The following is a 12,108-nucleotide window of genomic DNA, read 5'->3' as shown; positions in this document are numbered from 1 at the left end:
CCTAGTTACCCAGACGCTCGGCTCAAACGCCACCGGCGCAATGCGCTTCCACCGACGTATAAGCCGCATCCGCGTTAGCGTCCTTCACCGGCAACGCATACTGAATCCGGCATACATCCCCGTCTTTTTCCCCGAACTTCACAACGAGCGTCCCTTTGTCGCCGATGCCGCGTGCAAAGATCCGGCTGTCCTGCGCAACCACGCCGACATGATTGCCGTTGGCATCGAGCACATCCGCGCCGAACGGAAGCGCTTCTCCGCCCAAGCGCGGCGCGCGAATCAGCGCAGCGCGTCCCGTCACCGTCTTGTACTTCAGCATGACCACCGAACCCAGTCGCGGCACCGCATGCTCGGACGTCGACGCAAACTCAACGTCGCTCGACGAGCCTTTCGGATCGATATCCACCGTGTTCATGCTATACGGCGTGAGATACGGCACTACTGCATAGCCACGGCGGTCGAGCTTCACGCCCGTCGCGCTCGACACCGTCGCCCCCCCCGCGCCCGGCGCTTCGACGATGCCAAACGTATCGCCCACCGTCTGCGAGAACGTCACGCCGCCCGGATGCGCGACGATCGAGCCACTCACGCCCGCCGAGACCTGCGTCGAGTTGCTTCCCGCACTCGCCGACGCCGTCATCTGCGCATAAGGCGCGCGATAAACACCGCTCACACCGCCGTTCACATTCGCACCCGATGACGAACCCTGCCCCGCCGTCCCGTACGCGTTGTACGAGTACTGGTTCTGATCGCCCGCCGATCCACTGATATTCGCCTGCATCGTCGCTGCGCCACTACCCGCGTTCAGGTTCGTCGTCAGCACCGGCGCATGCGGCGTGTGGCCAAGAGGAATCGTCGTGCTAAGCATGATCTCGTTCGACAACGTGCCGTCCGAGCTGCGCGTGCGGCCCGCTGTCACACTGTAGGTACCGAACTTGAAGCCATTCGAATAACCAGCCTGATAAAACACGTCGCTGCCGGGCCGGTTCCAGTAATGCTGCGACGACGCCGTCAAGAACACCGAACCGTGGTTGTTGCTCAGGTTCTGGTTCACCGTCAGTTGCAAACGGCCACGTTGACGGTCGGCGGCATTCACGTCGCCGCCGTGCTGCGCGAGGTCGCGCAACGTCGCAGCGTCCGCGAAGTTCAGATAACCAGCGTCCGAGTAACGGTAAGCGCCCACCGAAATATTCGTCCCCGTCGGGTCAATGAACTTACTGTAGCCGATATGCAGGCTGTTGCCATGCAACGATTCGTGACCCGGCACTTCGGTGCGTGCGGTCGTGATGTCGGCGGCAACCGCGCCGTACTTCGTGTTGAACGCCGCGCCCATGTTCGCCGCCACGTACCCGCTCGATGCGATCGCGCCGCCGTACAGCGTGACCAGATTCGTGAGGCCGCGCTGCATCGTGAACTGTGTGAAGCCGGGCTTCGTCTGTAGCGAGTCGTCGCGCAACTGGCCAGCCGTCACCGCAAAACGCGTCGTGCCGGGGCGCAATGATTGCGCGACCGCTGCGTAGGGCACCGTGAAGCTCTTCGTGCGGCCGTCCGCTTCGGTGACGGTCACGTCGAGATTACCGCCGTAACCGGTTGCATAGAGATCCTTGATCTCGAACGGACCCGGCGACACGCTCGTCTCGTAGATCACCTGACCGTTCTGACGGACCGTCACGCGCGCATTCGAATCCGCCGTGCCGCGTACGACCGGTGCGTAACCGCGCAGCGATTCGGGCAGCATGCGGTCGTCGGTGGCGATCTGCGCGCCACGAAACGACACGCTGTCGAATACGTCACCTGTCGTTTGCGCGTCGCCGAGCGTCACTTGCGAGCGCAGCTTCGCGACGTCGTGCTGCACGTAGGTGGCGATGTTGTCAAACTGCGTCGCCTGGCCCGTCGCCGCCGATACCGACGACTGATGACGGAAATGCCACGCTCCGATGTTCACGCCGGCGTTGAGGCCGAGATACTCCTGCGTCGAATGCACGCCGCCGCTGTTCGATTGATAGGCGTTCGCGTTGTAGCTGACGAAGCCGGCGTTCACGCCGTTCTCCCACAACTCGGGCGGCACATACCCGCGCGCCGAGTTGCGCATGTATTTCTGCGGTACCGTGATCGCAACCTTCTGTTCGGTGAAGTCGAACTCGATACTCGCTTCCGGCACTGCTGCGGCAACGTCGATGCAATCGTTCGCTGCGGACTTCGTCGCGCCTTCGTTGCGCTCTGCGTCGACCTTGGCGAAGTCGATGCCATAGCCTTCGAGCGTTTTGCGATCGAAGCATGCACGCGCGCTTTCGCCATCGCGCGTCGCGACGAAGCGCACGTTGTCGTGTGCTACGCGCACATCATTGACCAACACGTCGACCGAGTACACGCCGGGCGACACGGTATTGCCACGCGCAAAGCGCGAGACATCGACGGTCTGTTTCGCATCGGTCTGCAGGAAGGTCGTGTCGAACGTGACGGCACTGGCTACCTGCGCTGCATCCTTTGCGCTGACGCTTTCCTGCGCCATATAACCCAACACAGCAAATACCGAAAGCACGACAGCAGTGACCGGCTTGAGGCCGAACGAACCGCAATCGCCGTTGGAGTGGGAATTCGATTGAATTTGACGCGAGGATTTCATGACCGTAACACCGCTTGCAGAAAACTTCGGCCTCTTGATGAGGTACAAGTCGATGTTATGGATTTACAAGATAGGAATATCTAGGACAGTTCTGAATTACGAGATAGGCGAATGAAGGGGCGCGGGACGCCGCGTATAGCGGCCTGCGCGATACGGACGGGCTTGAACTGAAACGAGACGGGCAGCGTGAAGCCGCCCTCTGCGATGACGCGAGGAACGGGCCTCGCGTTATTGGCTCAGCGTCGCATCGCCCTCGATGGGGCCGCCGAAATCGCTGATGGCGGTGTAGTGGACCTTGGCGCTCGCCTGCACGCCGGTCATCTGCGGCACGGGAATGATCTGCGTACCGTGCGGCGCCACCATGCCGCCGTTGTCGTTCTTGTACGTGTGGCCGTTCGCCATCACATCGATCGCGCTGAACGACACGTAATAGGCGCCCGGATTGGACACTGCCAACGCCTGCCCTTTGCCATTCGGCGCGGGCACGACCTTCCAGTCGAGTTGACGCGGCGCCTCTTCGGGCCGGCCCGGCAGCTTCGGCGGCCGCACGAACACTTTGATCCGCGTGCGGTACGCGAACTGGAGCGTGTTGGCGTCGGTGGTGTTCGCGGCCTTGGGCGGAATGTCCAGCACGTTCAGCCAGTAGACGGACTCGCGGTCCTGCGGTAACGCTTCGCCGCTGTACATCACACGCAGCGTCTGCGATTTCTGCGGGTCCATCCGGAAGATCGGGGGCGTGATCACGAACGGCACCTTGGTCTCGCCGGGCTTCGCGTCGGCGTTGCCGTCATCCATCCACACCTGTACGAGCGACGGGTTGCGGCTATCGTTTTCGAGCTTGACCGTGACCTCGCGCTGATCCAGCGGATACACGACCCGCGTGCCACCGATCGTTACGCTCGCGTGCGCCGCGCCCGCGAACAACGCACCCGCCATACCCGCCACCGCCATCCATCGACGCATCGCTTTCATCACCGTTCCTCTTCTTTTCAAGCATGATCACGACTAATCTCAAAATTAGTCCATAAAAATGGCGTTTGCCGCAACAAACGCCGTTTTTTCGCTACTTATTGATATTGCATCGTGTACTGAACCGACGACGTCACCGAGCCTGCTACCGCCTTGCCAGTCGCAAAGTACTGAGCGAAGTACTTCACCGTCGCGTTGCCCGCGGCAATCGGCGCGCCGTTGGTGGCGATGTCGTTGTTGCTGCCGCTGAGGATGCTGATCGGTTGCATATTCGCGTTCAGCAAGCGGATTTCGACGTTTTGCGCAGGGGCTACCATCGACTGATTGGCTAGGTAACCGGTCGATTGATCGACGGTCGACCCGTTTTCGAAGTGCGCGATCGCCTTGGTGGCCACGCCGGAGCAGCCGCTCAACTGCATCTGGATGGCACCCGCGCTGGTCGTGCCGGCAGTCGCGCCTAACGTTGCCAATGCGCCTGCGGAGACCGGCGCCAGCGTGACGGCGATATCGGCCGGGGTGCCGGAGGTCATGCCGTTGATCGAGCAGGTCGTGTCCGAAACAGCGCCGGTGAACGTAATGGTGCCGTCCGCGGCATGGGCCTTCATCGAAAACAGGGCGACTGCACCCATGGCGGCCACGAACAGTCCGGAAATCATGCGTTGTTTCATTTTAAGCTCCTGAGATTCAATCAATTAAACGGTTTCGGATTCAGCGGCCACTTCGTATCGTCACGTCGAACCGCCCAGGTTATCGCTGCTTTCGCTTGACTCCGTGTCTGTATCCACCGAAGCGTTGATCACCATGAATAGAATCTTAAAAAAACATGGCCCGACAGTCGCTCAGACGAGTCTTAAATTAATGGGATAACGTTAAGAGCACGACACGGCATCCTTGCCGCTTCTGGTATAGCCTTGCGGGATTTAATAAGAATTTTTGCGATGCGTCAGGCGGGATGGATTAAGAAAAATCCTAGTCTTCGGCGGGCCGCTCATCGCGTCGCATGGCAAGCAGATTTTTCCCCGCAGGCCTTGACGGGCGGTCCAAAACAAAAAACCCGCCGCATCGTTGTCGATGCGGCGGGTTTTCTACAGCGTTCTAGCGAACTAAGCGCCGCTAGCTTCGTTCAATGTCAAATGCTTCGTCTCCGGCGCCCACGCAATCGACACCACCATGCCGATCAGCAACACCGCCGCGAGCACCATCATCGTAATGTGGAAGCCCAGATGCACAATGCCGAGCGGCAGCAGAAACGTCCCCACCGCCGACCCAAGACGGCTGCACGCAATCGCGAGCCCAACACCACATGCGCGCACTTCAGTGGGAAAGCACTCCGGCGGAAACACGCCGACGAGATTCGAGAACGCCGACATGGTGAGCGTGAAGATCCCAAACGCGACGATCATGCCGAGCGTCGCCGACTCCGGCAGCAAACTCAACGCGATCAGCGAAACACACGTTACCGCGAACGAGCCAATCAGGAAAACACGACGCGGCAATTTGATGGTCAGCCAGATGCCGATCAACGCACCGAGCACGAGGAATCCGTTCAGCAGAAAGTCCGCGCTTGAATCATTGTTCAAATGAATCGCCTTCAGGATGGTCGGCAAAAACGTATAGATGGCGAAATACGGAATCACGAGACACACGAAGAACGCGCAATTGAAAATCGTGCGCCGAATCAGATCCGGTTTGAACAGCCGCATGAAACCACCCGCCGATTGAGCGTGCTCGTCGTGACCGCCATCCAGAATGACGTTCGCGCCGAAATGCTTCAGCACGATCGACTTCGCTTCCGCCGTGCGGCCTTTGCCATGCAGCCAGCGCGGCGACTCTGGCGTGCCCATGCGCAACACGAGTACGATCAGCGCCGGCACACCCGCCGATGCCAGCAACCAGCGCCACGCATCCGGCGAGGCATCGGCGTAATGCATGCCGAGCACATTCGCCACCACGTAGCCAATCGTCCACACCACGCTGAACGACCCAAGCAAGGTGCCGCGATGTTTGCGCGGCGAGAACTCCGCGAGAATCGCATGGCCCACCGCAAAATCGCCGCCCATGCCGAAGCCGATCAACACGCGCAGCAAACATAGTTCGAGCGGTGAGCGCACATAGAACTGCGCGAACGCAGCCGCTGTGATAATCAGAAAGCTCAGCAGAAAAATCTTCTGGCGTCCCAGGCGATCCGACAACCAACCGAATACCAGACTGCCGACAAAAATGCCCATCAACGCGGAACTACCGATCATGCCCATCCAGAATGCGTCGAGCGGCATCTGCCGATTCAGTGACGCGAGTGCGTAGCCGATCGTGCCGAGCGCGAAACCCTCAGTGAAGTGCGCGCCGAACGTCAACCCGGCGATCTTGACGTGAAAGGCGTTCAGCGGAACGTCGTCGAGAGGAATGGGGCCGTGCGCGGACGCCGCTGCCGCCGGCAAAGTGGGGGCGAGGCCGAGAGTGGCCGCCTGCATATCCTGATTACTCACGCTGTCTCCTTCGTTAGTATGGATCGCCGGGCGTGGCTGGCGTGTTGCCGTGCGCCCGATTGCGTCGCGCGGTGTGAAGATCAGCGTCCGAGGCCGCCCATCATCATGTACTTCAGTTCGGTGTATTCATCGAGCCCATACTTCGAGCCTTCGCGACCGAGGCCCGACTGCTTGACGCCGCCGAACGGTGCGACTTCCGTGGACACGATCCCTTCGTTGATGCCGACCATGCCGCTTTCCAGCGCTTCGCCGACACGCCATGCGCGAGCCAGGTCGCGCGTGTAGAAATACGCCGACAAGCCGAACGGCGTATCGTTGGCCGCGTTGATGGCTTCCGCTTCGGTCTTGAAGCGGAAACACGCAGCCACTGGCCCGAAGGTTTCTTCCTCGGCGATCAGCATCGAACGGTTGGCGTCGACCAGAACGGTCGGCTCGTAGAAGGTGCCGCCGAGCGTGTGAGGCTTGCCACCGGTCAAGATCTTTGCGCCCTTCTCCAATGCATCGGCCACGTGCGTTTCGACCTTCTTCAATGCAGCCTGATTGATCAGCGGACCTTGTTCGACTTCGCCTTGCAGCGCGTTGCCGACGCGCATCTTGCGCACCGCCCGCGTCAACGCGGACGTGAACGCATCGTAGATGCCGTCCTGCACGTAGAAGCGGTTGACGCACACACACGTCTGCCCGGTGTTGCGGAATTTCGAAGCCATTGCGCCTTGCACGGCGGCGGCGAGATCCGCGTCGTCGAATACGATGAAGGGCGCGTTGCCGCCGAGTTCGAGCGACAACTTCTTCAACGTATCCGCCGACTGCTTCGCTAGCAGTTTGCCGACGCGCGTCGAGCCGGTAAATGACAGCTTGCGCACCACGTCGGATTCGGTGAGCGCGCCGCCGATCGCGACGGCATCGCCGGACACGATGTTGAACGCGCCGGGCGGAATGCCCGCCTTCCCGGCCAGCACCGCCAAAGCAAACGCGGACAACGGCGTTTCTTCCGATGGCTTGAGCACCATCGTGCAGCCGGCCGCGAGCGCGGGACCGGCCTTGCGCGTGATCATGGCAAGCGGGAAATTCCACGGCGTGATTGCCGCGACCACGCCGACCGGTTCGCGCGTCACGATGATCTTCGCGTTCGGATTCGGACTCGGGATCACATCGCCGTAAGCACGCTTCGCTTCTTCCGCGAACCATTCGAAGAAGCTCGCCGCATAGCCGACTTCGCCGCGCGCTTCGGCAAGCGGCTTGCCTTGCTCGAGCGTCAGCAGTTCGGCGAGCACGTCGCGATTCTCGAGCATCAACTCGCCCCAGCGTTTCACGCGCGCGCTGCGTTCTTTTGCGGTCAGCGAACGCCATGCGGGAAACGCGCGCCCGGCAGCCGCGATGGCCTGCGCGGTTTCCGCCGCGCCACCTTTGGCCACTTGCGCGACCACCTCGCCGGTCGCGGGATTCAACACGTCATACGTGTCGGCGCCTTCGTACCACTCGCCGCCGATGTAATGCCCGGTGCGGAGAAATTCGTTCATGCCGCTTTCTCCAATGTTTCGACGAACATGCCCTGCGCACGGCGCGGTTCGCGCGCAACGCGTTTGCCCGCGGTGTAGTCGTTGATCAGATCGCACGGTGTGTAGTTGCGTTCGAGCTCGAACAGTTCGTCCGCTGAGAGCGTCGTGCCGAGCGCGGCGAGCGCGCTGTCGAACTGCGCCGGCGTATCCGCGCCGACCAGCATGCTCGCGACACCGCCGTGGTTCAGCACCCACGCCTGCGCGATCTGCGCGGCGGAAACGCCACGCCGCGCGGCCACGCGCGCCACCGATGCGGCAATCTCACGCGAAGCCACATCGCCATACATTTGCGCGGTGAAGAAGTCGGTCTGATTGCGCGTTGAGTGCGGATCGCACGTCAACAGCCCGCGCGCCAGCGGACTGAACACGGACACGCCGACGCCCTGATCCTGGCAATATGGAATCATTTCGCGCTCTTCCTCGCGGTACGCCAGGTTCAACTGCAATTGCATATTGATCGGCTTGTGCCAGCCGTTGCGCTCGCAGACCTGCATGATCCTGGCGAACTGCCATGTGTACATGGTCGAAACGCCGATATAACGAGCCTTGCCGGCGCGCACGATATCGTTGAGCGCGCCCATGGTTTCTTCGACCGGCGTATTCACGTCGAAGAAATGCAGCATGTAGATGTCGACGTAGTCCATGCCGAGACGCGTCAGCGAGCCGTCGATGCCGTCCATGATGTGCTTGCGCGAATGACCACCGGCGTTCTGATACGCGCCCATGTCATAGCCGACCTTGGTTGCCACGACCATTTCCTCGCGACGCGCGAGACGCTTCAGAATGCGGCCCACTACTTCTTCACCGACGCCGGTCGAATAGAAATCGGCGAGGTCGATGAAGTTGACGCCTGCTTCGAGTGCATGACGAATGATCGGCTCGCTCTGCGCCTCGTCGAAAATCCACGGCTTCCATTGCGGCGTGCCCATGTTCATCGTGCCGAGGCACAGACGCGAAACCTTCAGACCGGATTGGCCGAGGCGAATGTATTCCATAGTGCGTGTCTCCTTCCTGATCGGGATCCAGCAGCGCGGACAGTTAGTTGCGCATTCCAGGACGCGCGCCGAACCGCGCTGCGTGCCATCAACGTTGCTTGGGTGTGTAGAACGGGTTCGATACGTCGCGCGCGGCGGCGAACACTTCATCGCGATGTGGCAGGCCCTTCATCGCCGCGAGGATCGCGTTCTTGCACGCGCGGTAGTTGTTGTCGAAGACGGCGTCGAGGTCGTCGGTCGACGGGTTGACCCAGTTCGCCGACACCACCACCCAGTCGTTTTCCGCTTCAGGCGGCAGCGTGCCGTTCTCCAGCGACTCGGCCACCGCCTTCGCGATGCCGGCTTGCGAGGCGCCCCAGGTCGCGTTGCCGTGGAAGTCGCTGCCGATCTGCGCCTTGTTCACATACAGCGTCAGCGGCTTGGTCGGCACGCCCGGACGCGCGATCACGACGAACGGTGCGTGGCCCGCCGAAGGCGTCGCCAATGCGGTAGCAAAGGCCTGCCCGGCCGGACCGTTGCGCGGGCCGACCAGCACGTTGATGTGCGCGAGATTGACGCCGGGGCCTTCGAATCCTTCGCCGATAAAGAGTGGTTTGTCCGTCGATGCGCTCATGGTCTTTCCGTCGGGGTTGAGTGGATAACCGATTGTGAGGTTCGGCTTCCGCGACCATGTATCGATGAGTTCTGATGCGAGGTATGAGAGGAACTCAACTCCGGGTTAGTCCTGAGCGCAGTGGCCTGCGGGTATCAGAAAGCGCAAAGGTGAGGGTTTTCGGGACTCTCGCACGTGCATGCTTGAATCACCGCAAAGGTGAGCGTGTCGATGATCGGTCGCGCACCTGCGCAGCGAAATTCTGCACAGCGGTTTAACGCGGCAGACGCAACTGAAGGAGACTCAAGCGTTGGCCGCAGCGATTCTTCGCAGAGCCTGGGAACGGCCGCCAGCAAAGGCTGGCGCGGGTTTCGGAGGAAGTGGGTCAGTCACGGCGGCCTGCCGCGGCGAGCTTGCCGCAAGGTGCGTGATTCGATAAAACCAGGCTCACCGAAGCAACCAGGCTTTGAGTTGACCACGTCGCCGAGTTCAAGACTCACGCGCCAGGTTCACGCGAAAGGTGAGCGTTTTCGGGACCTGCTCAGCGTGTAAGAAAGGTGCGAGAAAAACCGCGCGCGACATCACTTTAGACAATCCGGCGCACGACGAACGGACAGGTCATGCGCTGAAGCACTTCAACCTTCGATCAGAAAGCGCTCGCGATTCTTGCCTACGAGCCAGGCGGGCGAACGGCCGCGGCCGCTCCAGGTCTCGCCGGTTTTCGGGTTGCGATACTTGGCAACCGAGGGCGTTTTCCGGGCCGCGGTGCCCTTGCTCGTGAAGCCCAGTTCTTCGGCAGTCAGGTCGTACTCGGCCACCTTCTGCTTGATCTCGGCGATCGCCTGCGCAATTTCCTTCTCGCGCGCCGCCGCGACTTCCTTGTGGAGTTTTTCGAGTTGGGCAGTCAACTGCTTGTACGAGGCCATGACGGGTGCTCCGATCGTTTTGACGAGAACTGAAGTGCGGACACTATCAGACGAATAAATTGCCGGATAGAGAAGCCCGACACCGCGAGCGGGTAACACGCTTAAAAGACGCCGGCCCGGACGCAGCCGCTTCGCTCAATCGTCAATTGCATCGTACACGCGACATTCGAAGTCCACTGCCATGGGAAACGGTTCGACGGAGCGCCTTTGAATCAGCATCAGACCGATCAGGTCTTCCACGGGATCGGCGAACCAGCTCGTGCCATACGCACCCGGCCAGCCGAACGAGCCCATCGAACGATAGCCGAGCGGCAACTGCTGCGCCGGATCGTCGACGATGGACACGCCGAGGCCGAACCCCTGGCCTGCCCACAGCACATGACCAAAGGCCGACACGCGGCGTTGGTCGCGCGTCAGAAAATTCGAGCGCATCAGATCGACCGAGCGGTGCGACAGCAAACGCGTCGTGCCGACCCGTCCGCGGCCGAGTAGCAGTTGTGCGAATTGCAAATAGTCCTGCGCCGTCGAAACCAGCCCGCCGCCGCCGCTCTGGAAGCGGTCCGGATCCGCCCACCGGCTCGCAGACGGATGGTCCTCGACGATACGCTGCCGCGTCGCCTGTTCGACGCCGTAAGCCGTGGCCAGCCGGGCGAGTTGCGCGTCAGGCACCCAGAAAGCGGTATCGCGCATGCCGAGCGGCTCGAAAATCCGCGTCCGGAAAAACTCGCCGAGCGACACCCCGCTCACGCGTTCGATCAGCACGCCGAGGACATCGGTCGCGATGCCGTAGTGCCAGCGTGAGCCGGGTTGGAACATCAGCGGCAAATCCGCGATGCGGGCAAGCCAGGCGTTGCCGTCCATGCGCGCTTCGAATCCGTTGAAGGCGGCTTCGTAAGCCTCGGCCAGTGGCCCGGTCGCGGTGAAGTGATAGGCAAAGCCGGCGCGGTGCGTCAGCAGATCCAGCACGGTGAGCGACGCTCTGGCGGGGTCGGTTTCGTCAAGCGGGCCGGTGGGGTCGCGCAGCACGCGCGGCGCGGACAGTTCGGGCAACCAGAGTGAGATCGGCGTGTCGAGGGCGAGCCGATCTTCTTCGATCAGCATCAGGATGGCCGCGCTGGTCACCGGCTTGGTCATGGAGGCTATGCGGAACAGCGTGTCGCGCTCCATCGGTAACTGCGCCGCTTCGTCGCGCAAGCCGAGCGGCTCGAAATAGCCGATCTCGCCGCGCCGCCAGACCATCGACACGACGCCCGCCACTTCACCGCGCTCCACATAGCCTTGCATGGCATTGGTCAGCGCCGTCAGCCGAGACGCGGAAAGTCCTGCTGGTTGCATGTTTGTCCTGAATCAGTGGATGGAGGTGGCGGCCTGCGCGCCCTTGCCTGACGCGCGCCTTCCGTCCGCAGCCGGCGGATATCCGCCGGCTGGGCGCCGTTAGCGCGTGCGCAACAAATGACGCGGCTTGCACCGTGTCGAGACAACGCGCTACACCGCGTCGGGTGCGTGGCCGTTACGTTCCCTTATTTTTGCAGAAAACGTTACCCGATCGAAGAGTACGTCACAGCGGTCCACTGCGCAGGCGTTCAGGCTTTTTGCCGTCGCTCCAGCGCCGAGAGCGCGGCGTTGAGCCGTTTGACGCGGGTCGCCTGCGACGGCACCAGTGCCGCGCCGGAAACGGAATCGATGCGGTTTCGCCAATAGGACAGTGGGATGCGGTCTTCAGCGGAGATATGCGAAATTACGTGTTCAAGATGCTCAATATCTTTTTCGAGTTGGTGATGATTCATTGCTTTCCCCGGATTACTCGTTGAACTATTTTCAATGCGTAAATCGAAGCATGAAGCGTGCCGCAATTACTCCCGGTTTTGGCCTGAACGGAAAATCCTTCCTGACACGTTCCGCATAGTGACCAAACCGGCAAAACCTGCTTGCAACTTGAATCTTGAGCCACTGGC

10 protein-coding genes are annotated in these 12,108 nt (G+C 61.4%); all 10 read right to left on the bottom strand.

The window, feature by feature from the left end:
* Window positions 1–22: 22 nt before the first annotated feature.
* The 10 genes from PQR32_RS24625 to PQR32_RS24580 all read right to left on the bottom strand — a co-directional run bounded on the left by PQR32_RS24625 (window position 23) and on the right by PQR32_RS24580 (window position 11,940).
* The gene (locus tag PQR32_RS24625) at window positions 23–2,626 is read right to left on the bottom strand and encodes a fimbria/pilus outer membrane usher protein (RefSeq protein ID WP_408232842.1); all 2,604 of its coding nucleotides are present in this window, start codon (window positions 2,624–2,626) and stop codon (window positions 23–25) included.
* Window positions 2,627–2,854: 228 nt separating this feature from the next.
* Window positions 2,855–3,598 (bottom strand): fimbria/pilus periplasmic chaperone, encoded by a 744-nt coding sequence (locus PQR32_RS24620; RefSeq protein ID WP_408232839.1) that lies wholly within the window; start codon window positions 3,596–3,598, stop codon window positions 2,855–2,857.
* Window positions 3,599–3,693: 95 nt separating this feature from the next.
* Entirely contained in the window at window positions 3,694–4,263 is a 570-nt protein-coding gene (locus tag PQR32_RS24615) for a fimbrial protein (RefSeq protein ID WP_408232836.1), read from the bottom strand.
* Window positions 4,264–4,698: 435 nt separating this feature from the next.
* Window positions 4,699–6,081 (bottom strand): MFS transporter, encoded by a 1,383-nt coding sequence (locus PQR32_RS24610; protein ID WP_408232833.1) that lies wholly within the window; start codon window positions 6,079–6,081, stop codon window positions 4,699–4,701.
* Between the two features lie 80 nt (window positions 6,082–6,161).
* Window positions 6,162–7,601, bottom strand: coding sequence for an NAD-dependent succinate-semialdehyde dehydrogenase (locus PQR32_RS24605; RefSeq protein WP_408232830.1), 1,440 nt, complete (start codon window positions 7,599–7,601; stop codon window positions 6,162–6,164).
* Window positions 7,598–8,635, bottom strand: a complete 1,038-nt coding sequence (locus tag PQR32_RS24600; protein ID WP_408232827.1) for an aldo/keto reductase — start codon at window positions 8,633–8,635, stop codon at window positions 7,598–7,600. Before PQR32_RS24600 ends, PQR32_RS24605 begins: the two co-directional genes overlap by 4 nt.
* 88 nt (window positions 8,636–8,723) lie before the next feature.
* The gene (gene fae / locus PQR32_RS24595; RefSeq protein WP_408232824.1) at window positions 8,724–9,248 is read right to left on the bottom strand and encodes a formaldehyde-activating enzyme; all 525 of its coding nucleotides are present in this window, start codon (window positions 9,246–9,248) and stop codon (window positions 8,724–8,726) included.
* Window positions 9,249–9,862: 614 nt separating this feature from the next.
* Window positions 9,863–10,153, bottom strand: coding sequence for an H-NS histone family protein (locus tag PQR32_RS24590; RefSeq protein ID WP_408219482.1), 291 nt, complete (start codon window positions 10,151–10,153; stop codon window positions 9,863–9,865).
* 135 nt (window positions 10,154–10,288) lie between these two features.
* On the bottom strand, window positions 10,289–11,488 hold the full coding sequence (locus PQR32_RS24585) for a serine hydrolase domain-containing protein (RefSeq protein ID WP_408232821.1): 1,200 nt from the start codon (window positions 11,486–11,488) through the stop codon (window positions 10,289–10,291).
* Between the two features lie 248 nt (window positions 11,489–11,736).
* Window positions 11,737–11,940 (bottom strand): hypothetical protein, encoded by a 204-nt coding sequence (locus PQR32_RS24580; RefSeq protein WP_408219583.1) that lies wholly within the window; start codon window positions 11,938–11,940, stop codon window positions 11,737–11,739.
* Between the last annotated feature and the right edge of the window lie 168 nt (window positions 11,941–12,108).

Origin of the sequence: Paraburkholderia dipogonis, assembly GCF_046027395.1 — a bacterium.
GTDB lineage: Bacteria > Pseudomonadota > Gammaproteobacteria > Burkholderiales > Burkholderiaceae > Paraburkholderia > Paraburkholderia dipogonis_A.
Note: the sequence above shows the minus strand (reverse complement) of the source record. Positions and strands in the feature narration are given on the sequence as shown.